The 24,450-nt window shown below is 74.1% G+C and carries 13 protein-coding genes; 4 read left to right on the forward strand and 9 right to left on the reverse strand.

Features of this window, described 5'->3' with window-relative positions; genetic code table 11:
* Positions 1-62 precede the first annotated feature (62 nt).
* The gene (locus ACFYOU_RS00740; RefSeq protein WP_389765206.1) at positions 63-2,288 is read right to left on the reverse strand and encodes an ATP-dependent DNA helicase UvrD2; all 2,226 of its coding nucleotides are present in this window, start codon (positions 2,286-2,288) and stop codon (positions 63-65) included.
* A gap of 303 nt (positions 2,289-2,591) precedes the next feature.
* Here ACFYOU_RS00740 and ACFYOU_RS00745 point away from each other — a divergent pair, with 303 nt between their 5' ends.
* On the forward strand, positions 2,592-2,849 hold the full coding sequence (locus ACFYOU_RS00745; RefSeq protein WP_385494564.1) for a mycoredoxin: 258 nt from the start codon (positions 2,592-2,594) through the stop codon (positions 2,847-2,849).
* A gap of 101 nt (positions 2,850-2,950) precedes the next feature.
* Here the strand turns inward: ACFYOU_RS00745 and nudC are convergent, their stop codons facing one another.
* From nudC to ACFYOU_RS00770, 5 genes are all read right to left on the reverse strand, one after another.
* Positions 2,951-3,910: an NAD(+) diphosphatase gene (gene nudC / locus ACFYOU_RS00750; RefSeq protein ID WP_391302414.1), complete on the reverse strand. Its 960-nt coding sequence runs from the start codon at positions 3,908-3,910 to the stop codon at positions 2,951-2,953.
* A 149-nt stretch (positions 3,911-4,059) separates the two neighbouring features.
* Complete coding sequence (locus tag ACFYOU_RS00755) at positions 4,060-5,490, reverse strand: dipeptidase (RefSeq protein WP_391302416.1); 1,431 nt, start codon at positions 5,488-5,490, stop codon at positions 4,060-4,062.
* Positions 5,491-5,500: 10 nt separating this feature from the next.
* Positions 5,501-9,097, reverse strand: coding sequence for a UvrD-helicase domain-containing protein (locus ACFYOU_RS00760; protein WP_391302418.1), 3,597 nt, complete (start codon positions 9,095-9,097; stop codon positions 5,501-5,503).
* Between the two features lie 144 nt (positions 9,098-9,241).
* Complete coding sequence (locus tag ACFYOU_RS00765; protein ID WP_391302420.1) at positions 9,242-12,778, reverse strand: UvrD-helicase domain-containing protein; 3,537 nt, start codon at positions 12,776-12,778, stop codon at positions 9,242-9,244.
* Positions 12,779-13,065: 287 nt separating this feature from the next.
* Positions 13,066-13,437: an MGMT family protein gene (locus tag ACFYOU_RS00770; RefSeq protein ID WP_391302422.1), complete on the reverse strand. Its 372-nt coding sequence runs from the start codon at positions 13,435-13,437 to the stop codon at positions 13,066-13,068.
* A gap of 200 nt (positions 13,438-13,637) precedes the next feature.
* On the opposite strand from ACFYOU_RS00770, the gene ACFYOU_RS00775 reads away from it, so the two are divergent.
* From ACFYOU_RS00775 to ACFYOU_RS00785, 3 genes are all read left to right on the forward strand, one after another.
* Positions 13,638-16,724, forward strand: coding sequence for a lysylphosphatidylglycerol synthase domain-containing protein (locus ACFYOU_RS00775; RefSeq protein WP_391302424.1), 3,087 nt, complete (start codon positions 13,638-13,640; stop codon positions 16,722-16,724).
* Positions 16,725-16,837: 113 nt separating this feature from the next.
* Positions 16,838-18,385 carry an alpha/beta fold hydrolase gene (locus ACFYOU_RS00780; protein ID WP_391302427.1) on the forward strand — a complete coding sequence of 516 codons (1,548 nt, stop codon included), beginning with the start codon at positions 16,838-16,840 and terminating at the stop codon, positions 18,383-18,385.
* A 178-nt stretch (positions 18,386-18,563) separates the two neighbouring features.
* On the forward strand, positions 18,564-20,117 hold the full coding sequence (locus tag ACFYOU_RS00785; RefSeq protein ID WP_391302429.1) for an alpha/beta fold hydrolase: 1,554 nt from the start codon (positions 18,564-18,566) through the stop codon (positions 20,115-20,117).
* Between the two features lie 146 nt (positions 20,118-20,263).
* Here the strand turns inward: ACFYOU_RS00785 and moeZ are convergent, their stop codons facing one another.
* From moeZ to ACFYOU_RS00800, 3 genes are all read right to left on the reverse strand, one after another.
* A complete protein-coding gene (gene moeZ, locus ACFYOU_RS00790; protein WP_389765190.1) occupies positions 20,264-21,442 on the reverse strand; it encodes an adenylyltransferase/sulfurtransferase MoeZ in 1,179 nt (392 codons plus the stop codon).
* Between the two features lie 62 nt (positions 21,443-21,504).
* Positions 21,505-22,254, reverse strand: coding sequence for a spherulation-specific family 4 protein (locus ACFYOU_RS00795; protein ID WP_391302432.1), 750 nt, complete (start codon positions 22,252-22,254; stop codon positions 21,505-21,507).
* The gene (locus ACFYOU_RS00800) at positions 22,242-23,201 is read right to left on the reverse strand and encodes an NAD-dependent epimerase/dehydratase family protein (RefSeq protein ID WP_385494578.1); all 960 of its coding nucleotides are present in this window, start codon (positions 23,199-23,201) and stop codon (positions 22,242-22,244) included. Before ACFYOU_RS00800 ends, ACFYOU_RS00795 begins: the two co-directional genes overlap by 13 nt.
* Positions 23,202-24,450: the final 1,249 nt, after the last annotated feature.

The raw sequence follows: 24,450 nt of genomic DNA on the forward strand, positions 1-24,450 counted from the left end.
GTGCTTAAGAACCTATGGTGACGGCCGGGGCATGTGCAAACTATTTTTCCGACGAGTTTGCCTCAGTGGTCATCTCCCTCTGGAGATCGTTCCTGACCTGCGCAGATGGCGAGGACTTCGCCGCCGAAGCTGCGGACCTTGCGCATCCCCACCCCCGGGATGCGGGCGAGGCTTCCCTCATCTAGGGGGATGGTCTCGGCGATGGCGATGAGGGTCTTGTCGGTGACGACGCAGAACTCCGGCTGGCCGGTCTCCTTGGCGCGGGTGGCGCGCCAGTCGTGCAGCCGGGTGTAGAGGCCCTCGTCCATGTCGGAGGGGCAGTCGTCGCAGCGCATCAGTTTCATCTCGCCCGCGTCGGTCAGGGTGCGGCGGCAGACGCGGCAGCGGGCGGGGGTGCGGGCGCGGCGCGGGGCGACGGGGGCGGGGGCGTCCGGGGTGCTGCCGGGTTCGACGCCGCCGCGGCCGAGCTGGCCGGTGCGGGTGCCGCCGCCGGTGGAGCCGGGGCGCAGTCCGTCGAGGAAGCGGCTGGCGTTGCGGCCGGGTCGTCCGCCGGGTGAGCGGGCGAGGGCCCAGGAGACGTGGAGGCGGTGGCGGGCGCGGGTCACTCCGACGTAGAGGAGGCGGCGTTCTTCCTCGATCTGTGCGGGGGTGCGCGCGTAGGTGATGGGCATCATTCCTTCGGCGACCCCGACGAGGAAGACGGCGTCCCATTCGAGGCCCTTGGCGGCGTGCAGGGAGGCGAGGGTGACGCCTTCGACGGTGGGGGCGTGTTGGGCGCCGGCGCGTTCGTCGAGTTCGGCGACGAGGTCGGCGAGGGTCGCGGTGGGGCGGGCCCGGGTGAGGTCTTCGGCGAGGCGTACGAGGGCGGCGAGGGATTCCCAGCGTTCGCGTACGGCTCCGGAGCCGGCGGGGGGCTGGGGTGTCCAGTTCTTGGTCGACAGCACGGCCCGGACCTGGGACGGCAGGTCGACGGCGTCGTCGAGGAGGCTGTCGTTGGCGCCGAAGCGGGCGGCTCCGCGCAGGGCCGCGCCCGCTTCGCGGACCTCGGGGCGTTCGAAGAAGCGTTCGGCGCCCCGGAGCTGGTAGGGCACGGAGGCGTCGGCGAGGGCCTGTTCGTAGGTTTCGGACTGGCTGTTGGTGCGGAAGAGGACGGCGATCTCGCTGGCGGGCACGCCGGAGGCGATGAGGTCGCGGATGCGGCGGGCGGCGCCCTCCGCTTCGGCGGGTTCGTCGGGGTACTCCCGGTACTGCGGCTCGGGGCCGGTGTCGCGTTGGGAGATCAGTTCGAGGCGGTGGTCGGCGGCCCGGCCGCTGGCCTGGGCGAGCAGGCCGTTGGCGAGGTGGACGACCTGGGGGGTGGAGCGGTAGTCCCGGACGAGCTTGACGACGGTGGCCCCCGGATGGCGGGTGCGGAAGTCGAGCAGGTGGTCGGGGGTGGCGCCGGTGAAGGAGTAGATGGTCTGGCTGGCGTCGCCGACGACGCAGAGGTCGTCCCGGTCGCCGAGCCAGAGTTCGAGCAGGCGTTGCTGGAGGGGGCTGACGTCCTGGTACTCGTCCACGACGAAGTGCTGGTACTGGCTTCTGACCTGGTCGGCGATGTCGTGGCGGTCCTGGAGGACGGCGACGGTCAGCAGCAGCACGTCTTCGAAGTCGATGACGGACCGCTGGCGCTTGAGGTCTTCGTAGGCGCTGTAGAGCTGGCTGATCTCGGCCGGGTTGCGGGGGGCGGTCCGGCCGGCGGCGTGGACGGCGGCGGCGTAGTCGGCGGGGACGGTCTGGGTGACCTTGGACCATTCGATCTCGGCGGTGGCGTCGCGCAGCTCGCTGCGGTCGAGTCGGATGCCGCAGGCGGCGGCGGCGTCGGCGACGATGGCGATCTTGCGGTCGACGAGGCGGGGCAGGCCGCCGCCGACGGCCTTGGGCCAGAAGTACTGGAGCTGGCGGAGGGCGGCGGAGTGGAAGGTGCGGGCCTGCACTCCTTGGACGCCGAGCTGGCGCAGGCGTCCGCGCATCTCGCCCGCCGCGCGCTGGGTGAAGGTGACGGCGAGGATGCTGCCGGGGTGGAGGATTCCGGCGTGGACGCCGTAGGCGATGCGGTGGGTGATGGCCCTGGTCTTGCCGGTGCCGGCGCCGGCCAGTACGCACACCGGGCCGCGCAGGGCGGTGGCGACGGCGCGCTGTTCGGGGTCGAGCCCGTCCAGCACGGCGTCGGCGCCCTGCGGCGGCGCCGGGAACTGGCCGGGGCCCGGTTCCCGTGGGAAGAGTGTGGAGTGCGTTGCTGATGTCACCCCGCCATGCTGCCAGGTCCCTCGACCCGGTCGCGGAAGTTATCCACAGGGTGACGATCGCAGTCGTACTTGTATGACTCGTCCGGCGCCGTGCCCGCTGTGCAGCAGGTTCGGATCGCCCGCCGTTCGGCGGGTGCGGGTCGCTCGCCGTTCCGGGCCGGCCCCCCGCCCGGCGGAGCAGGGGGCGGTTCGCCGTGCGGGGGGGGTCGACCCGGCGGCGGGAATGGCGGCTCCGCCACGTACGTTCTTGCTGTGCGGGCGGGCGCCGAGGCTCACCCCTGGGCACGAAGGAGCAGGAGACAGATGCCGGGCACTGTGACGATGTACAGCACCACGTGGTGCGGTTACTGCCAGCGGTTGAAGAGCCAGATGGACCGTGAGGGCATCGGCTATTCGGAGATCAACATCGAGCAGGACCCGGAGTCCGCGAAGTTCGTGGAGACGGCGAACGGCGGCAACCAGACGGTGCCCACGGTCGTGGTCGCGCCCCGTGGCGGCGGCTCCGACGTGGTGATGACGAACCCGAGCCTCGCCCAGGTGAAGCAGGCCCTCGCCAGCTGAACGGTGGCGGTGCGTCCCGGTGACGTACCGCCGAAGGCTCCCCCCGACGGGCCCGTCGGGGGGAGCCTTCGTCATGCCGCAGGGGCAGCGGGGCTGCGGGGTCAGATGGCGGGGCCCTGCTTGGGCAGGGGCTTGCCGTACCAGAGTTCGATCAACCGGGACGCGATCGAGATCCCGTACGGGGGCAGCACCTCACCGGCGTCGAAGGCCGCGCCGAGTTCGTCCCGGGAGAACCAGCGGGCCTCCGAGATCTCGTCGCCGTCCACGTCGATCTCGGTCGTCGTGGCCCGGGCGAAGAAGCCCAGCATCAGGCTGGACGGGAAGGGCCACGGCTGGCTCGCGACGTAACCGACCTCGCCGACGGTGACGCCGACCTCCTCGCGGACCTCGCGCCGCACCGACTGCTCGATGGACTCCCCGGGCTCCACGAACCCGGCGAGGGTCGAGAAGCGGCCCTCGGGCCAGTGCACCTGGCGGCCGAGGAGCACCCGGTCCTCGTCGTCCGTCACCAGCATGATCACGGCGGGGTCGGTGCGCGGGTAGTGCTCGGCGCCGCAGGCGGGGCAGCGGCGGATGTGGCCGGCGGCGGCGATGACGGTGCGTTCGCCGCAGCGGGAGCAGAAGCGGTGCATCCGCTGCCAGTTCTCCAGGGCGACGGCGTGCACCATGAGACCGACGTCACGGGGGGACAGCAGGTGGCCCGCCTCCCGCAGGCCCGCCGCGCGCGCCGACTGGTCGAGGCGGCCCGGCAGGGTGTCCTTCTGGAGGGCGAAGTACCGCACGCCGTCCTCGTCGGTGCCGAGGAAGTAGCGGTGGGCTTCGGTGAGGGGGGCTTCGAAGGTCGGGGTCATCACCAGTTCGGTGTGGCCGTCCGGAGTCTCGTCGATGAGGACCTGCCCCCCGGACACCACGAAGACCCTGGTCGTGGGGTGGCTCCAGGCAGCGGCGAGCCACGCTTCGTCGAGGCGCTGGTGGGCGGCGCGGTCGATGCCGCTCGGCGCGGTCAGCGGCAGCGGGTGATCGGCGTTGCGCTCGGTCCAGGTGGTCACAGGTGCTTCCATCTCCCCCGGGGATGCGGATGTGTCGGCGGGTTCAGCGAGGCGGACGGCGGGCGACGGTGGGAGGCGCGGCCCGGCGGTGGTGGGGGGTGGTCCCACCAGTGTGCCCCGGGGTGCCGCCCGGAGGGTGGCCCGTCCGGGCGGGCGGGGGCTCAGCGGGCACCGCGCCAGCTCTCGGCGAGGTCGTCCCACAGGTGGGCCGCGGTTTCCACGCCCTTGAACAGCAGGTCCAGTTCGACCTTCTCGTCGGGGGCGTGCCAGCCGTCGGAGGGCACCGAGATGCCGAGGAACAGCACCGGGGCGCCGAGGACGTCCCTCAGGTCGGCGGCGGGTCCGGAGCCGCCCTCGCGGGTGTAGCGGACGTCGGTGTCGAAGGCGCGGGCCATGGCCCGGGTCACCGACCGGAGGGCGGGGTGGTCGAGCGGGGTGAGGCAGGGGCGGGTCGCCGCGCCGAAGACGATGTCGTGGCGGATGCCGGCGGGGAGCTGGTCGGCGACCCAGCTGCGGACGGCTTCCTCGACGCGGTCCGGGTCCTGGCCGGCGACCAGCCGGAACGACAGCTTCAGCATCGCCCGCGCGGGGATGATCGTCTTGCCGCCGGGGCCCTGGTAGCCGCCGCCGATGCCGTTGACCTCGGCGGTCGGGCGGGCCCACAGGCGTTCCAGGGTGGTGTAGCCGGCCTCGCCGCGGGTGGCGTGCGACTTCGCGGTGCGCAGCCACTCGGCCTCGTCGAAGGGGAGTTCGGCGAAGAGTTCCCGTTCGCGGTCGGTCAGCTCCTGGACGCCGTCGTAGAAGCCGGGGACGGTGACCCGGGCGTGCTCGTCGTGGAGGGCCGCGACGAGGCGGGCCGCGGCGGTCGCCGGGTTGGGCACGGCGCCGCCGAAGGACCCGGAGTGGATGTCCTGGTCGGGTCCGAACAGTTCGATCTCGCAGTCGGCGAGGCCCCGCATGCCGGTGCACACGGTGGGCGTGTCGGCGGACCACATGCCGGTGTCGGAGACGATCACGGCGTCGGCGGTGAGCCGGGCGGCGCGCTCCTCGACCAGGGCGCGGAAGTGCGGAGAGCCGGACTCCTCCTCGCCCTCGACCAGCAGCTTGAGGTGGACGGCGGGCGCGGTGCGGCCGGTGGCGGCGAGGTGGGCGCGGACGCCGAGGGTGTGGAAGAACACCTGTCCCTTGTCGTCGGCGGCGCCGCGCGCGTACAGCCGGCCGTCCAGGACCACCGGTTCGAAGGGGTCGGTCCGCCAGCCGTCCTCGCGGGCGGCGGGCTGGACGTCGTGGTGGCCGTAGACGAGGACGGTGGGGGCGTCCGGGTCGTCGGACGGCCAGTCGGCGAAGACGGCGGGGGCGCCGGGGGTGTCCCAGACCTCGACGGTCGGGAACCCGGTGTCCTTCAGGGCGGCGGCGAGCCAGTCGGCGCTGCGTCGCACGTCCGCGGCGTGCTCGGGCTGGGCCGAGACGGACGGGATCCGCAGCCAGTCGCCGAGGTCGGCGAGGAAGGCGTCGCGATGGTTCTGGACGTATGCGCGGACGGCACTGACGGCACTGACGGCGCTGACGGCACTGTCAACGGGCTTGCTCATGGCCTTGAGCCTAACCGCCTCGCGAGGTGGTCCCGTCCGCTGGTTCCCCGGGGGCCGGTGGGCGCCCGGTGCCGTCGTCGTCGCCGGTGAGGAGTCGTTCCAGTTCGGCGCGGCCGGGCAGGTGCGCGGGGCGCACGGTCTCGCCGCTGCGCACGTACAGGAAGGTCGCCGTCACCGACTCCGGGGGGACGCCCTGCCGCTCGGCCCAGGCGAGTCGGTAGACGGCGAGTTGCAGCGGGTCGGCGTGGTGGCCCCGGCCGGTCTTCCAGTCGACGATCTCGTACGTGGTGCGGTCGCCGTCGTCGTCCCGGTAGACGGCGTCGATGCGGCCCCGGACGACGCGGCCGGCGAGTTCCAGTTGGAAGGGGGCCTCCACCCGGTACGGGGTGCGCCGGGCGTAGGGGGTGCGCTCGAAGGCGTCCTTCAGGGCTTCCAGGTCGTGTTCGTCGTCGATCTCGGCGTCGCTGCCGGGGAGGTCGTCGGGGTCGAGCAGGGGCAGGCGCAGCGCTTCGAAGCGGGTTTCGACCCAGGCGTGGAAGCGGGTGCCGCGGCGGGCGGCGGGCTGCGGGGGGCGCGGCATGGGCCGGGCGAGTTCCTGGGCGAAGCCGTCGGGGTCGGCGGCGAGGTGGAGGAGTTGGGAGGCGGTCAGGGAGGGGGGCAGCGGGACGTCGGTGACGCTCTGCCGGGCGCGCAGCAGTTCCCCGGTGAGGGCGGTGAGGTCGCGGTCCCAGGAGGCGATGGCGCGGGCCTCCTCGGGGGTGAGGTCCGCGGCGGTCGGTCGCTCGGCGGCGGGCGGTGGGTGGGGCGCGGGCGGTGGGTGGGGCGTGCGGGCGTGCGGGATCGCGGGGGTGGGGGCGTGCGGGTGCGGGGTGGGGCGGTCGTGGCTCCACGCCTCCCAGTCGGCGGAGTCCTCCCCGACGGGGTGGTGCGCCTCGTCCTCGGGGTCGTCGGGGGGCGGCGGCCACTCGGGGTCGTAGCCGGGCGCGGGGTCGTACGCGGGCGCGGTGTCGTAGCCGGGCGCCGGGTCGTGCGCGGGCACGCGGCCGTCGTCGCCGTGGACCGGGGCGTCGGAGCGGCGGGCGTGGGGCGCGCGGGTGCCGGTGAGCCGGTCGAGGTGGCCGAGGACGACGTCGGCGGCGGCCCGGCGGCGGGCGAGCGCGTCGGGGTCGAGCGGCAGCGGCCAGGCGTGGTCGGCGGTGGCCGCCCGGAGCGCCGGGTTCTCGTCCTCCGGTCCGGGGCGGTCGGCCCAGGTCTCGATCTCGCCGTGGCCGGCGGCGCAGTGGTCGTGGAGGGCGCGGAGGAAGTCCGACGGGCCGCGGGTGCGCTTCTGGGTGGGTCCCCACCAGTGGCCGGAGCCGAGGAGCAGGGACCGGGGGCGGGTGAAGGTGACGTAGCCGAGGCGTAGTTCCTCGGTGTGCTGGTGGTCCTTCATGTCCTCGTGGAACGCCTTGAGGCCGCGCGCGTCCCAGGAGACGACCTCGGGCAGGGTGTCCGCGTCGCCGCGCAGGGGGTGCGGGAGGACCTTGCCCTGGGCGGTCCACTTGTCGCGGCCCTGGGCGCTGGGGAAGGTGCCGCGGACCAGCCCGGGGACGGCGACGACGTCCCATTCGAGGCCCTTGGACTTGTGGGCGGTGAGCACCTTGACGGTGTTCTCGCCGCCGGGCAGGGCGTTGTCGAGGCCCTTCTCGTACTGGGCGGCGGTGCGCAGGAAGCCGAGGAAGGCGAGGAGCGTGGCGTCGTTGTCGTGGGCGGCGAAGGAGGCGGCCGTGTCGAGGAAGTTGGCGAGGGTCTCGCGGCGGCGGGCGGCCAGTGCGTGGGGGGACGCCGACAGTTCGACCTCCAGGCCGGTGGTGGCGAGGACCCGGTGCAGCACGTCCATCAGGGGGTCGGCGAGGGAGCGCCGCAGATCGCGCAGTTCGGCGGCGAGGCGGGCGAAGCGGACGCGGGCGGCGGGCGAGAACGGCAGTCCGTCGTCGCCGGAGTCGGCGGGTTGTTCCAGGAAGGTGTCGAGCGCGTCGGCGAGGGACACCACCTCGGCCGGGTCGACCCCTTCGACGGCTGCGGCGAGCCGTCGGTCGAGGTCGCCGTCGGCGCCTTCGTCGGCGGGGTGGGCGTGGCGGACGAGGAGCCGGGCGCGGCGCCCCAACAGGGCGAGGTCGCGGGGGCCGATGCGCCAGCGGGGTCCGGTGAGCAGGCGGACCAGAGAGGCGTTGGCGCCGGGGTCCTGGAGGACTTCGCAGACGGCGACGAGGTCGGCGACCTCGGGCAGGTGCAGCAGTCCGGACAGGCCGACGACCTCGACGGGGACGTCCCGGGCGACGAGGGCGCCCTGGATGTCGGCGAAGTCGGCGGCGGTGCGGCACAGCACCGCGATCTCACCGGGCGGGGTGCCGGTGCGCACCAGGTGGGCGAGGGAGTCGGCGAGCCAGTCGAGCTCTTCGGCGTGGGTGCCGAGCAGGGCGCAGCGGACCGTGCCCTCGCGTTCGGCGCCCGGGGCGGGGCGCAGGGCTTCCACGCCGGCGTGGAGGGCGCGCAGGGGGGTCGCCAGGTCGTTGGCGAGGTCGAGGAGGCGCCCTCCGCTGCGGCGGTTCTCGCTGAGGGCGTGGCGGGTGGCGGGGGTGCCGTCGGCGTGGCCGAAGTGTCGGGGGAAGTCGTCGAGGTTGGCGACGGACGCGCCGCGCCAGCCGTAGATCGCCTGGCAGGGGTCGCCGACGGCGGTGACGGGGTGGCCGGTGCCGTTGCCGAAGAGCCCGGAGAGCAGGATGCGCTGGGCGACGGAGGTGTCCTGGTACTCGTCGAGGAGGACGACGCGGAACTCGTCGCGCAGGATGCCGCTGACTTCGGGGCGGGTGCGGGCGAGGGCGGCGGACAGGGCGATCTGGTCGCCGAAGTCGAGGAGGTCCCGGCTGCGTTTGGCCTCGCGGTAGCGCTGGACGAGGGCGGCGAGGTTGCGGCGGGCGGCGGCGGCCTCGGGGACCTTGCGCAGGTCGGGGTTGGTCAGGGGGGCGCCGTCCAGGGCGCGCAGCAGTTCGGCGTCGTGGGCGCGGAGGTCTTCGGGGCGCACCAGGTGTTCGGCGAGGTCGGCGTCGAGGGCCAGGAGGTCGCTGACGAGGTCGGGGAAGGACCGGGTGAGCGCCGGGTAGGGGCCGGGGGCTTCGCGCAGGACGCGGGCGGCGAGCTGGAAGCGGGTGGCGTCGGCGAGGAGCCGGGTGGTGGGTTCCAGGCCGATGCGCAGTCCGTGGTCGGTGAGGAGTCGGCCGGCGAAGGCGTGGTACGTGGAGATGACGGGTTCGCCCGGGGGATCGTCCGGGTCGATGGTGTCGGGGTCGGTGACACCGGCCGCGAGGAGGGCCTTGCGGACGCGTTCGGCGAGTTCGCCGGCGGCCTTGTTGGTGAAGGTCAGTCCGAGGACCTGTTCGGGGGCGACCTGCCCGGTGCCGACGAGCCACACCACGCGGGCGGCCATGACGGTGGTCTTGCCCGATCCGGCTCCGGCCACGATGACCTGCGGGGCGGGCGGCGCGATGATGCAGGCCGTCTGCTCCGGGGTGAACGGGATGCCGAGGAGTTGCTTCAGCTGCTCGGGGTCGGTGATGCGTGCGGGCACACGGACGAGGCTAACCGGGGACGGTGACATTCCGGGCCGGCCGGCGGTCCCGGCAACGCGCCTCCGCGGACCCGAGGTGCCCGTCGTCGTCACCGGGTCGGGTGGCCGTACGGCCGTGGGGTGACGTGGGTACGGGCCCTGCGGTCAGTCGATGACGTGGCGTCCCTCGGGGCGGGCGCTGCACGAGGCGCGGAACGCGCAGTGCCCGCAGTGTTGGCCGGTGGTGGGCGAGAACCGTTCGTCGAGGACCTTGCCGGCGGCGGTGGCGAGGAGGTCGCCGATCCACTGTCCGGCCAGCGGTTCCTGGGCCTGGACCTTGGGCACCTCGTCCCCGCCGTCCCGGCGGGCGGCGCCCTGCCGCAGGTGGACGAGTTCCGCGCCGCCCGGCTCGGGGCGCTCCCCGTCGAAGGCGTCGTCGACCGCGCCCTCCGTGACGGCGAGCTGGTAGACGGCGAGCTGGGGGTGGCGGGCGACCTCCGCCGCGGAGGGGGCGTGCTTGCCGGTCTTGAAGTCGACGACGTAGGCGCGGCCCTCGCCGTCGCGTTCGACGCGGTCCACGGACCCGCGGATGCGCACCTCGAAGGAGCCGGCCGCCAGGGTCACGTCGAAGTCCTGTTCGCTGGCGACGGCGGTGCGCCCGGCGCGGTCGGTGACGTGCCAGTGCAGGAAGCGTTCGAGTGCCGCCCGTGCGTGTTCCTTCTCCTGGGCGGACTTCCAGGGCGCGTCGAAGGCGAGCGCGTCCCACACCGAGTCGAGGCGTTCCATCAGGACGGCGAGGTCGGCGGGGGTGCGTCCGGAGGCGACCTCGTCGGCGAGCACGTGCACCACGTTGCCGAAGCCCTGGGCGGCGGTGGCGGGGGCGTCGGCCTTCACCTCGCGGCCCAGGAACCACTGGAGGGCGCAGGTGTTCGCGAGCTGGTCGAGGGCGCTGCCCGACAGGGCCACCGGGTGGGAGCGGTCGCGGAGCGGGACCCTGCTCTCGGTGGGGTCGTCCATGCCCCACCAGCGGTGGGGGTGGGCGGCGGGCACCAGGGGGCGGCCCTCGCCGTCGTCGAGTGCGGCGAGTTCGGCGAGGCGCCCGGCGGCGGCCTCCCGCAGTGCGGCGGAGGCGTTCGGGTCGACGGTGGTGGCGCGCAGTTCCGCGACGAGCGCGGCGACGGCCAGCGGGCGGCGCGGGCGGCCGGTGACGTCCCGGGGTTCGACGCCGAGTTCCGCCAGGAAGCGGGACGGTTGGTCGCCGTCGTCGGCCGGGGCCTTCACGGCGGTGACGACGAGGCGTTCGCGGGCGCGGGTGGCGGCCACGTAGAAGAGGCGGCGTTCCTCGGCGAGCAGGGCGCCCGGGGAGAGCGGTTCGGCGAGCCCGTCCCGGCCGATGCGGTCGGCCTCCAGCAGCGAGCCGCGGCGCCGCAGGTCGGGCCAGAGCCCCTCCTGGACGCCGGCGACGACGACGAGTCGCCACTCCAGGCCCTTGGACCGGTGGGCGGTCATCAGGCGCACCGCGTCGGGGCGGACGGCGCGCCGGGTGAGGGTGTCGGCGGCGATGTCGGCGGCTTCGGTCTCGGCGAGGAAGTTGAGGGCGCCGCGCCCGCCGGTGCGTTGTTCGGCGCGGGCCGCGGCGGCGAAGAGGGCGCAGACGGCGTCGAGGTCACGGTCCGCGTTGCGTCCGGCGGCGCCGCCGCGCCGGGCGGACCGTTCCAGGCGCTGGGGCCAGGAGGTGCCCTGCCACAGGTCCCACAGGGCTTCCTCGGCGGTCCCGCCGTCCGCGAGGCGTTTGCGGGCGGTGCGCAGCAGTGCGCCCAGGCGCTGTGCGCCGCGTGCGTAGGACGGGTCGTGCGCGGTGAGGCGTTCGGGTTCGGCGAGCGCCCGGGTGAGGAGGACGTCGGAGGCTTCGGGCAGCGGGTTCCCGGCGGCGCGTTCCTCGGCGCGCAGGGCCCGGCCGAGGCGTCGCAGGTCGGCGGTGTCCATGCCGGCGAGGGGTGAGGCGAGGAGGGTGAGCGCGGTCTCGGTGTCCAGCCAGGAGGGGTTCGCAGGGAGGGTCCCGGGGGCGGGCGCGAGGACGTGCGCGGGGGTGTGCGCGGGGGTGTTCCCTGTGGTGCCTTCGGGGGCGCCTCCGATGGCGCCCCCGGAGCTTTCGACGGGACCGTCGGACGGGCTGACGGGTCCGTCAGAGGTGCCAGCAGGACCGTCGGGGGTGCCGACAGAGCCGTCGGGCGTGTCAGCAGGATCGTCGGGCGCACCGGCGGGCGCAGCCGAACCCGTGGGCGGGCCCGACCTCGCGGGCCCGGCGAGGGTCGCCTCGGCGACCGCCTTGAGGGCCATCAGCAGCGGCGCCACCGCGGGCTCGTGCCGCAACGGCAGGTCGTCGCCGTCGATGTCGAGGGGCACCCCCGCGGACGTGAGGGCGCGGCGCAGCGACGGGATGGTGCGCCCGCCCGAGCGCACGAGGACGGCCATGTCCCGCCAGGGCACCCCGTCCTCCAGGTGCGCGCGGCGCAGGACGTCGGCGATGTTGTCCAGCTCCGTACCCGGCGTCGGGTAGGTGTACGCCTCGACCCGCCCGCCGTCCCGGGCGGCGGTGAGCTCCCGGTGGGCGCGGACCCGCTCGGCGGGGAGCCGGGTGAGCGGCATGCGTTGGGTGAGCCGGCGGGTCGCGGCGAGCAGGTCGGCACCGGAGCGGCGGGAGGTGCCGAGCACGGCCACGCGCGCCGGGGTGCCGTCCGGGTGCCGGAAGGTCGTGGGGAAGTCGAGGATGCCGTTCACGTCGGCGCCCCGGAACGCGTAGATCGACTGGTCGGGGTCGCCGAGGGCGACGAGGGTGCGCCCGCCGCCGGCGAGCGCGTCCAGGAGGCGTACTTGCGCCGGATCGGTGTCCTGGTACTCGTCGACGTACACCGCGTCGTACTGTCCGGCCAGGGCGGACGCGACCTCGGGGCGACGGGCGAGGAGGACGGCACGGTGGACGAGTTCGGTGTAGTCGAGGACGCCCTGGAGGTCGAGGACGTCCAGGTAGTCGGCGAGGAACGCGGCCGCGGCACCCCAGTCGGGGCGGCCGGTGCGGGCGGCGAAGTCCCCGAGGGCGCGGGGGGCGAGGCCCAGTTCCCGGGTGCGGGCGATGACGGCGCGCACCTCGTCGGCGAAGCCCCGGGTGGTCAGGCAGGCGCGCAGTTCGTCGGGCCAGCGCACGTGGCGCAGTCCGGCGCGTTCGAGGTCGATCTGTCCGGCGAGCAGTTCCCGCACGGTGACGTCCTGCTCGGGGCCGGACAGCAGGCGCAGGGGCTCGACGAACAGGTCGGCGTCCTGGTGGGCGCGGACGAGGGCGTAGCAGAAGGAGTGGAACGTGGTCGCCTGCGGGGCGCGGGCGGCGCCGATGCGCAGGGCCATCCGGTCGCGCAGTTCGACGGCGGCCTTGCGGCTGAAGGTGAGCACCAGGACGCGTGCGGGGTCGGCGCCGCGGGCCAGGCGGGCGGCGACCGCTTCGACGAGGGTCGTGGTCTTGCCGGTGCCGGGCCCGGCGAGGACGAGCATCGGGCCCTTCCCGTGGTCAACCACCGCGCGCTGGCCTGCGTCCAGACGAGGGGAGTCCACCGGAGCCCGCGCGGTGCGCACGAGCCGGTACGCGCCGGGGCTCCCCGGCCGCGCACGGGGGTGCGGCGGGCGTCTGGTGGAGGAGGGGAAGCTCACGTGGGTCGCCGGTCCTGGTGGTCGTGCTGATGGGGGCGCGGTGGTGCGCGGTGGGCGGTGGGCGCCTGCCGGCGGGTGACGGCCCGCCGGGTACCCCGGACGCTACGCGGTACGGGCCCGGCGCGGGGCGGCAGGGGCGGGAGCGGGCCGGGGGCGGTCCCCGCGGTCGGGCCGGTCCCGGCGCGTTCCGGCGGTCCGGTCCCGTACTGCTGCGGCGGTCCGTCGCCCGTTCGGGGGTCGCGTGGCGGAAGCTTGCCGGTGTGCGTCGGGTCGTCGTGTGGTGCGTGTCATGTCTCGGTTCGTCCGTCCCATCGGGCGCGCCGCATGTCGAGCCGCGGCAGCTGGCTTCCGGAGGAGCCGCCCGCCGTGCGCAGCGGGGTGCCCTCCGCGCGGTAGTGGCCCAGCGCCTCGCGTTCGTGCCCCGGGAGCAGTACGCCGTCCGCACGCACCACGCGCCACCAGGGCACCGCTCCGCCGTACAGCGCCATGACCCGGCCGACCTGACGGGGGCCGCCCGTCTCCAGCCATTCGGCGACGTCGCCGTACGTCAGCACGCGGCCGGGCGGGATCAGCTCGGCCACTTCGAAGACCCGCTCGGCGTACTCGGGGTGACCGGGGTGTTCGGACGGTCCGTCCGCGGGACGGCTCTCCTCGCTCATCCGTCCTATCCTGCCCCACACCACCGACAGGACGAAGGGCGCGCGGCGGTCCGCGCGGGGCGCCCGAGGAAGGCGGGTGAGGAGGCACCGGCACCGCCGTATCGCACCCTGATGCCCCGCTCTGCCGGGAGGGCATGCCAGGATCATGCGGGCGGTGACTGGTGATACGAGAACAAGAAGGCGCGGCGGAGCGACAGGGCATGGAACCCGATGGAGCGGGCATCCCTGGTGCGTCGACGCGCCCTGACACCGGAGAGCAGCCCCTGAAGGCGCACGAGGATTCCGACGAGACCGCGCCCGCCGGCGCGGGAGCACCCGGGCCGGACGGGCCGGGTGCCGAGCGGCGCGCGCCGGTGCCGGTGCCGGCCGGTGCGGACCCCGTGACCGTCACTCCTGAGGGTCCCGCGGACCCCGACGAGTTGACGGAGGCGATCGGCCCGCCGGGGTCCTACGTCGACGAGGTGGAGGGCGACGAACCGCTGCTGCCCGCGCGGGTGCACCGGCCGTCCGACCTGATGCGGCTGCTCAGCGGGGTGCTGGCGATCGCGGTGGTGCTGGCGATCGCGACGTTCGCGCACGGGACGACGTCGGGCCTGGAGCAGGACATCAGCAAGGGCACCGAGGACGCCCCCGACCTGCTGATCAAGTTCGCGGGGTTGGCGTCGAGCATCGCGGTGCTGCTGGTCCCGGTGGCCTTCGCCGTGGAGCGGTTGATCAAACGGGACGGGCTGCGGATCGCCGACGGGGTCCTGGCGGCGGTCCTGGCGCACGGGGTGACGCTCGCCACGGACCTGTGGGTCGCCCAGGCGGCGCCGCAGTCGATCCAGGACGCGCTGACCCGACCGTCCCCCGCGGACATCCACGCGCTCACCGACCCGGTGCACGGCTATCTGGCCCCCGTGATCGCGTACATGACCGCGGTGGGGATGTCGCGCCGGCCGCGCTGGCGGGTCGTGCTGTGGGTGGTGCTGCTGCTCGACGCGTTCGCGATGCTCGTCACCGGTTACACCACCCCGTTCTCGATCATCCTGACGATCCTCATCGGCTGGACCATCGCCTACGGGACGCTGTACGCGGTGGGTTCCCCGAACGTGCGACCCACCGGGCAGACGCTCCTGGCGGGGCTGCGCAGGGTGGGCTTCCACCCGGTGAGCGCGGCCCGCGAGGAGGGTGCCCCGGACAGCGCCGACAGCGGTGACCGGGGCCGGCGGTACTGCGTCACCCTGGAGGACGGTCCCCCGCTCGACGTGACGGTGGTGGACCGGGAACAGCAGGCCCAGGGGTTCTTCTACCGGGTGTGGCGGCGGGTGACCCTGCGGGGCATCACCACGCGCCGCAGTCTCCAGTCGCTGCGCCAGGCGTTGGAGCAGGAGGCGCTGATCGCGTACGCGGCGATCGCGGCGGGCGCCAACGCGCCCAAGTTGATCGCCACGTCGGAGCTGGGCCCGGACGCGGTGATGCTGGTGTACGAGCACACCGGCGGGCGGAGCTTCGACTCGTTGCCCGACGACGACGTCACGGACGGGCTGCTGCACGACACCTGGCGGCAGGTGCAGGCGCTCCAGTCGCGTCGGATCGCGCACCGCAGGCTGGCGGGCGACGCGATCCTGGTGGATCGTTCCGGCACGGTGATCCTCACCGATCTGCGGGGCGGCGAGATCGCGGCGGGCGACCTGGTGCTGCGGATGGACGTCGCCCAGTTGTTGACGACCCTGGGGCTGCGGGTGGGTGCCGAGCGGTCGGTGGCCTCGGCGGTGGCCGTGCTGGGGCCGGACCTGGTGGCGGACTGTCTGCCGCTGCTCCAGCCGATCGCCCTGACCCGCGCGACCCGCGGCACCTTGCGCAAGCTGGCCAGGGAACGTGCGCAGCGGGAGCGGGAAGCCGTGCTGGAGGCGTCCCGCAAGGCGAAGCAGGAGCGACTCGCCGACACAGGGGACACAGCGGACGCAGGGATCGCAGGGATCGCAGGGATCGCAGGGGACACAGCCGGCCCGGCGGACACCGCCGGGACCACTGGCTCCGCAGGCACCACGGGCACCACGGGCACGGCAGATGCGCCGGAGGCAGCGGGCGCCCCGGGAACGGCAGGCGCCGCGGCCGGGGCGACCGGGGTCACGGCCGGCGCCGCCGGCGGGACCGGGAAGGCCCGGGGCGCGGGCGGGTCCGGGCCGGCCCCGGGGAGCGCCGTCGTGCGCCCGGCGGGCGACAAGAAGGCGGTGCGCGCCGAGAAGCAGGCGGAGAAACGGGCCATCGACGACGCGCTGGAGGAGGCCCGCGAGGAGGACCTGCTCACCCAGATCCGTCACCAGGTGCTGCTCATCCGTCCGCAGGCCCCCGTGGAACCGGCCCGGCTGGAACGCATCCGGCCCCGCACCCTGATCAGTTTCATCGCGGGCGCGATCGGCGCCTACTTCCTGTTGTCGCAGCTCACCCACATCGAGTTCGGGACCCTGATCGAGGAGGCCGAGTGGGGGTGGGTCGCCGCCGCCGCGCTGTTCTCGGCGCTGAGCTACTTCGCCGCCGCGATGAGCCTGCTCGGGTTCGTACCGGAGCGGGTGCCCTTCCTGCGCACGGTGTCCGCGCAGGTCGCCGGTTCGTTCGTGAAGTTGGTGGCTCCGGCGGCCGTCGGCGGAGTGGCGCTCAACACCCGGTTCCTCCAGCGCTCGGGGGTCCGTCCGGGGCTCGCGGTGGCGAGCGTCGGCGCTTCGCAGTTGTTCGGGCTCGGCTCGCACATCCTGCTGCTGCTGGCCTTCGGGTACCTGACGGGCACCGAGAAGACGCCGTCCCTGTCCCCGTCGCGGACGGTCATCGCGGGGCTGTTGACGGTCGCCGTGCTGGTCCTGGTGGTCACCTCGATCCCGTTCCTGCGGAAGTTCGTCGTGACCCGGGTGCGCTCGCTGTTCGCGGGGGTGGTGCCGCGCATGCTGGACGTGCTCCAGCGCCCGCAGAAGCTCATCACCGGGATCGGCGGGATGCTGCTGCTGACCGCCTGCTTCGTGATGTGTCTGGACGCGTCCATCCGGGCGTTCGGCGACGAGACCACCTCACTGAGCCTGGCGAGCGTGGCGGTGGTGTTCCTCGCGGGCAACGCGCTCGGCTCGGCGGCACCGACCCCGGGCGGGGTGGGCGCGGTGGAGGCGACGCTCACGGTCGGTCTGATCGCGGTCGGGCTGCCCAAGGAGGTCGCCGCCCCGGCCGTGCTGCTGTACCGGCTGTTGACGCTGTGGCTGCCGGTGCTGCCGGGCTGGTTGTTCTTCAACCACCTCACCCGCAAGGGCGCCCTGTAGGGCCGCGTGTCCGACCGCCTCCCCGCGGGAGCGTGAGGGCGTGGGCCGGCGGCCGGTCACCCGCACGGCTCACGGCCCGCGCGCCCCGCGCGCCGGGGCCACAGGATGGGGACATGCCGAAGCCCCTCCCCCGGCGGGCCGCCGCCCTGGCCGCCTCCGTCGCCCTGCTGGCCGCATCGGCCGTGGCGTGCGCCGGCGACGACGGCTCCCCGGACGACCCGGTGGCGCAGGAACTCCAGTGGGCCGACTGCCCCAAGCCGACGCAGGCGGAGGGCGGCGGCCCGGCGCCCTCGCCGCTCCCCGACGGCGAACTCTGGCAGTGCGCCACCCTGAAGGCCCCCCTCGACTGGGACGATCCGAAGGGGGACACCATCGGCATCGCCCTGATCCGGGCCCGGACCAGCGGACCGGACGACCGCCGGATCGGTTCCCTGATCTTCAACTTCGGGGGTCCGGGCGGCTCCGGGGTGACGACCCTGCCCGCGTTCGAGAACGAGTACGAGAAGCTGCGCACGCGTTACGACCTGGTCAGCTTCGACCCCCGCGGGGTGGGCCGCAGCGCGGGCGTGATCTGCGAGGACGACGAGCAGCTCGACGAGTACTTCCAGCAGGACGCGACCCCCGACGACGCCGCCGAACAGCGGCAGCTCGTGGCGAACACCCGGGCCTTCAACGCGGCCTGCGAGGACAGGTCGGGCCGGACGCTCCCCCATGTGCGCACCACGGACGCCGCCCGTGACCTGGAGTTGATGCGTCAGGTGCTCGGCGACGACCGGCTGCACTACTTCGGCATCTCGTACGGCACCGAACTGGGCGGGGTGTACGCGCACCTGTTCCCCACGAAGGTCGGCAGGGCGGTGTTCGACGCGGTGGTCGACCCGACCCAGGACCCGGAACAGGGCGCCCTCGGGCAGACCCGGGGCTTCCAACTGGCCCTCGACAACTACGCCGAACACTGCGTGTCCCAGGTCGAGGACTGCCCGGTCGGCGACACCGCCGAGGACGTCAAGGACCGCATCGCCGCGCTCCTGCGGGACCTGGAGACCAGGCCGTTGCCCGGGGTGTTCCCCCGCCAGCTGACCCAGACGGCCGCCACCGGCGGCATCGCCCAGTCCCTGTACTCACCGGACTTCTGGGAGTACCTGACGGAGGGGCTGGAACAGGCGTACGACGGGGACGGCAAGATCCTGATGGCCCTGTCCGACGCGATGAACGGGCGGGGCGAGGACGGCCACTACAGCAACGTCCAGGCCGCGAACGTGGCGATCAATTGCGCCGACGACGCACCGCGGTACGCGCCGGGGGACGTCGAAGCACGGCTGCCCGCGTTCCGCGCCGCGTCCCCGGTGTTCGGCGACTTCCTCGCCTGGTCCATGGTCACCTGCACCGACTGGGCCGTCCCGGGCGCCGCCGACCACCCGGACGTCAGTGCGCCCGGCTCCGCGCCGATCCTGGTCGTCGGCAACACCGGCGACCCGGCCACCCCCTACGAGGGCACCCGGAAGATGGTGGACGCGCTCGGCGGGGACGTGGGCGTGGAGCTCACCTACGAGGGCCAGGGGCACGGGGCGTACGACAGCGGGAACGGCTGCGTGCGCGGGGCGGTGGACGGCTACCTGCTGGACGGCAAGGTCCCGCGGAAGGGGACGGTGTGTCGCTGACCCGGGCCGACGACCGCCCCGGGAGCCGCGCCGGGAGCCGGGGCGCCCGCGCCGGGACCCCGGGTTGACGGCCCGGAACCCGGGTTGACGAGAGCGCGTCAGGAGTTGTCCACAGGCTCCGACGGGGAGCGGCCGGGCCTGCCTACTATGGCGGGACAGTTCGTGGAGGGGGAAGGTCATGGCACGGTACGTACGGTCGGCGGCGCTGCTCGCCGCCGTCGTGATGATCGCGGGGTGCAGTAGCGGTTCCGACGGTGCGGACGATCCGCCCGGCGACCGCACCGCGTCGCGTTCCCCCGCCCCCGCCCCGTCGGACACCGCGGGTGGCGGACTCCCCGCCTCGCTGACCGAGCAGCGGCTGTCCTGGGGCGCGTGCGAGGCCGGTGCAGACGGCGAGGCCCCCGACGACTCCTGGCGCTGCGCCGACCTGAAGGTCCCGTTGGACTACACGAAGCCCGACGGCAAGACGATCGACATCGCCCTCATCCGCGCGGGCGCGAAGGACGAGGGCTCGCGCATCGGCTCCCTCGTCTTCAACTTCGGCGGGCCCGGCGGCTCCGGCATCTCCATGCTGCCCTCCTTCGCCCCCGAGTACGACCGCCTCCAGAAGCGGTACGACCTGGTCAGCTTCGATCCGCGCGGGGTCGGCGACAGCGAGGGCGTGCGCTGTCGCACCGACGAGGCGATCCAGGCCGCGGAGGAGGTCGACCTCAGCCCCGACGGCGGCACGGAGGAGCGGGCGTTCCTGGCGGACGCGGCGGACTTCGCCGCGGGGTGCGAGCGCGGCGCCGGGGAGCTGCTGGCCCATCTGTCGACCGACAACACCGCACGGGACATGGACCTGATGCGCCACGTCCTCGGGGACGACGCGCTCCACTACTTCGGCATCTCGTACGGCACCCAGCTCGGCGGCGCCTACGCGCACCTGTTCCCGGGCCGGGTGGGACGACTGGTCTTCGACGCGGTGGTGGACCCCACCGCGGACGGCGTCGCCCAGGCGAAGAACCAGACCCGGGGCTTCCAACGCGCCCTGGACAACTACCTGAAGGACCAGGGCCAGGACCCCGCGGAAGGCAGCCGAGCCATAGCAGACCTGCTGGAGCGCATCGACGCGGAGCCGCTGCCCACCTCCGGCGACCGCGAGCTGACCCAGACCCTGGCGACCATCGGCATCGTCATCACGCTCTACAGCGAGCAGTCGTGGCCGGCGCTCACCGAAGCCCTGGAGGCCGCGGAGGACGGCGACGGCAGCGCGCTGCTCGCCCTGGCCGACGCCTACAACGAGCGGGACGAGGCCGGGGGCTACAGCACCCAGAGCCACTCCCAGCGGGCGATCTCCTGCCGCGACTCCAAGGACCGCACGACCCCGGAGCAGGCGCGCGCCTCACTGGCGGAGTTCCGGGAGATATCACCGGTGTTCGGGGAGTTCCTGGGCTGGGACACGGCCGGGTGGTGTCACCAGTGGCCGGTGCCGGGTCTTCAGGAGCGCTCCGAGGTGAGCGCCCCGGGCGCGGCTCCCATCCTGGTCATCGGCAACACCGGCGACCCGGCGACGCCCTACGAGGGCGCGGGCCGGATGGCGGACGGGCTCGGTGAGGGCGTCGGCGTCCTGATGACCTGGAAGGGCGAGGGGCACGGGGCGTACGGCAACGGCAGTGACTGCGTGGACGGCGCGGTCGACGCCTATCTGCTCGACGGCCGGGCACCGAAGGACGGCAAGGTCTGCTCCTGACCGGTCCACCGGTCTGACCGGTCCACCGGTGGACCGGTGGACCGCGCCGGGTGCCAGCGAACCGCGCACCCGGCGCCCCGCACACGACGGGTCCCCGTGCCCGGAGGCACGGGGACCCGGTGGTCGTGAGCGCAGTGCGCTGACGGTCAGTAGACCGGCTTGCTGGGCTCGATCTGGTGGACCCAGCCGATGACACCGCCACCGACGTGGACGGCGTCCGAGAAACCGGCCGCCTTCAGGACGGCGAGGACCTCCGCGCTGCGGATGCCCGTCTTGCAGTGCAGGACGATCTTGCGGTCCTGCGGCAGGCTCTCCAGGGCGGAGCCCATGAGGAACTCGTTCTTCGGGATCAGCTTGGCGCCGGGGATGGAGACGATTTCGTACTCGCCGGGCTCACGGACATCGATGACCTCGATGTTCTCGCCCTCGTCCATCCACTCCTTGAGCTGCTTGGGAGTGATGGTCGAGCCGGCCGCCGCCTCCTGGGCCTCCTCGGAGACCACGCCGCAGAACGCCTCGTAGTCGATGAGTTCGGTGACCGTGGGGTTGTCACCGCAGACCGCGCAGTTCGGGTCCTTGCGGATCTTCACCTGGCGGTACTGCATCTCCAGGGCGTCGTAGATCATGAGGCGGCCGACCAGGGGCTCGCCCGTGCCCGTGAGGACCTTGATGGCCTCGGTGACCTGGATGGAGCCGATCGAGGCGCACAGCACACCGAGGACACCGCCCTCGGCGCAGGAGGGCACCATGCCCGGCGGCGGGGGCTCGGGGTAGAGGCAGCGGTAGCAGGGACCGTGCTCGCTCCAGAAGACCGAGGCCTGACCGTCGAAGCGGTAGATGGAGCCCCACACGTACGGCTTGTTGAGGAGCACGCACGCGTCGTTGACGAGATAGCGGGTGGCGAAGTTGTCCGTGCCGTCCACGATCAGGTCGTACTGGCTGAAGATGTCCATCACGTTGTCGGCTTCGAGCCGCTCTTCGTGCAGGACGACCTCGACGTACGGGTTGATGCCCTTGACGCTGTCCCGGGCCGACTCGGCCTTGGACCGGCCGATGTCCGCCTGGCTGTGGATGATCTGGCGCTGGAGGTTCGACTCGTCGACCTCGTCGAACTCCACGATTCCTAGGGTGCCCACACCCGCTGCCGCCAGGTACATCAACGCCGGCGACCCGAGACCGCCGGCGCCGACGGCGAGCACCTTGGCGTTCTTCAGCCGCTTCTGCCCGGCCATCCCGACATCCGGGATGATCAGGTGGCGGGAGTACCTGCGGACCTCGTCGACAGTGAGCTCAGAAGCGGGCTCTACCAGGGGTGGCAGCGACACGGGGACTCCGTTGGTCGGTATATCGGAAGGTTGTTCTGCGTGTAACACTGCCACGCACTCCGTCATTCCGAGACACCTGTTCCGATCCGCGAGACGAACTCGTCCCAGTAACCGGGCATGCCCTCCCAGGGGTCGGCGGCGCCCCCGCGATCGGTGCGGTCGGTGAACCAGACGGTGCCCGCCCCCTGCCAGCGGGCGATGCGCAACGCCTCGTCCAGATGGCTGCGCGGCACCCCGTGGACGAGGTGGCAGAAGCGTTCCGGCGGATGGTCCGCGGTCCACTCGGCGACCTGCGACCAACGGTAGTCGCACCACGAGCCGGTGAAGGTGACCAGTTGGTCGGCGACCGCCGCGTACCCGTGGTGCGGGTGACGCCCCTGACCGAGGACGACGTGCGGGTCCTCCAGCAGGGCCCGCACACTGCTCACCGTGCGTCGGACCGCCCGGAGGCTGCTGTGGTCGACGGGGCAGCCACCGAGGTAGAAGCCGCCCACCCGGTACCAGTCGCGGTAGCGCCGGGCCTGGTCGAGCAGGGCCGGGAGGGCGCCGCGCCCCCGGTCGAGGTCGAGGTGGCCCAGTACCCGGACGCCCGCGTTGGTGAGCCGTCCGACGGCGTCCAGGCACTGCGGGTCGGGGCGGTCCCCGGGGCCGCCCGCGACGTCGAGGACGACCCAGTGCAGCGGATCCGCGGTCCGGGTGAGCGCGTGCCAGTCCTCGGACGCGAGCAGGGGGTGCGCGGGGCCCGGTGCGCCGACGCCCGGTCCGGTGCCCGTCCCGGTGGCGCCCCGCAGCGCGCGGGTCAGATACGGCACGCCGCCTCCATCCAGATGTCGGCGAGGGACTCCTCCAGATTGATGCGGGGACGCCAACCGAGCCGGTCGCGCGCGGTGCGGACGTCGGCCTGCTGCCAACTGCCGCAGCCGTCCGGGTAGGGGTGGGCCGCCGGGGACACGTGGTCCGGGTCGGGGCGCGGGTGCCCGAGGGCGGCCCGCAGCGGTCCGGCCGAGGTGTCGAGTTCGTGCAGCGCGCCCCCGTAGCCGGCGACCCGGGCGAGGACGGCGGCGGCGTCGCGCAGGCGCACGGCGCGGCCGGACCCGATGTTGACGACGCCCTGCGCGGCCGACAGGGAGGCCGCGTGCACCGCCCGCGCCACGTCACGCACGTCCACGAAGTCGCGCTGCGCCCCGAGACCGCCGAGCTTCAGCTCGCCGTCACCGGACTGCATGGCCCGGCGCATGGCCTCCGCGAGCCGCCCCAGCGGCGAGCCCGCGGGGGTGCCGGGACCGGCGGGTGAGAAGACCCGCAGGACGACGGCGTCGAGGCCGGAGCCGAGGACGAGTTCGGTGGCCGCCAGCTTGCTGACGCCGTAGGGGCCGCCGGGGCGCGGCACGGCGTCCTCGGCGGTCGAGGAACCGGGCTGGCTGGGGCCGTACTCGGCACCGCACCCGATCTGGACGAGCCGTGCCCCGCACCCGCTGCGGCGCAGGGCCTCGCAGACGGTGGCGACGGCGACGGTGTTGTGCCGGATCAACTCGCGGGCGCCGCCCCGGGTGGCGCCCGCGCAGTTGATGACGACTCCGGGGTGGACGGCGTCGAGGAACCGGGTGAGCGCGCCCGGACTGCCCGTGGCGAGGTCGAAGCGCACATCGGCGTCGTCGCCGCGGCCGAGGGCGGTGAGCTGTACGGCCGGGTCGGCGATGAGCCGGTCGGCGACGAAGCGGCCGATGTACCCGCCGGCTCCGATCAGCAGCACTCTCATCGGGCGCCTCCAGGAACGCGGTCTCCGGATCGGAGGGTGGTCATCTCGCTTTCTCCTTCAGGGGTGGTGCCGTACTGGAACGCCCGCGGTGTCGGCCACGCGGGAGGTGTGGGGGGTGGAGCGGGTGGGGGGTGGAGCGTGGGGTGTGGAGCATGGGGTGGGGTGGGGGTGGGGACGGGTGGGGACGGGGGCGTGGGGGCGCACGGGGGCTAGGGCGTCATGCGGCGCCTCCGGTGCCGGTGCGGGGGCGTCGTCACTCGGGTCACTCGGTAAATGCCGTGAAATGCCGTGACGTCCTGCTCGATGACGAGAGGGGGGCACGGCCGCCGGGCCAGCGGTTCGGTGCGGGCCGCGCGGCTCGGGGTGAGCGTGTGGCCCGGGCCCACGTCCCCGGTGCCGCCGGGCGCGGACCGTCCGGCGACGCGGGCGCGCGGGGCACCGGCGACGGGGGTCGCGACGGGCGGAAGGGCGGGGCCCCCGAGACAACGGGCGCTACGGACGCCGCGGGCGCCACGGACGCTGCGGGGAGCCGCCGGGGCGCCGGGCGCACGGTGTGCGCCCCCGAGGGCGCTGCCGGCCCACGAACAGCGGTGCGCGGTGGTGAGCGCCGGGGCGCGGGGGGTGTCACGGGCGAGGGCGGCGAGCCCGGGCACGGCAGTGACGAAACGGTCCTCCAGAAGGGCGGAGCTGCCTATCGGAGCGTCGGCGGGCCCGTCCGAGGGCACGGTTGCCGAGCCGGTGGGGGAAACCGCGCGGGAACCGGTCGATCCCGCGCCCCGCGCACTCCACCTGCCGGGCGCCCCCTGGATCCACGCACCACCCGGGGCGCCCCCGGGAGCCGGCGCCCCCGGCGCACACAGCGCACCGAACAACGACCCGTGGCACTCGACGACCCGTCGGCGCGCCCTGCGCCCCGGTACACCCCCGGCCGCCCCGAAACCCTGCTCGGGCACCGTCCCGGGCGCCGGCTCGGGCATGGACCGGAGCGGAGCCGGCAGGTCACAGCGGAGCCGCCCCTCACCATTCGGTGAGGGGGAGCCCCCCTCGGCGAACAATCCGATCCGCACGAGCACACCCCCGGTTCCCGTTGGGGAGCCGCCGTCGTTCGGCGGCCCGCAGCGGGACGAACGTATGCGGACGGACCGGTGGCGGGGGGGGCGGGGGTGGGGTGCGCCCCCCCCGCCGGGGGTGAGAAGGTATCACTAGGGGGCGGGGGGCGGGGGGGCGGGGCCCTTGTAAAAACTACCCC

Source organism: Streptomyces sp. NPDC005955 (genome assembly GCF_042871255.1).
In the GTDB taxonomy this organism is placed as follows: Bacteria; Actinomycetota; Actinomycetes; order Streptomycetales; family Streptomycetaceae; genus Streptomyces.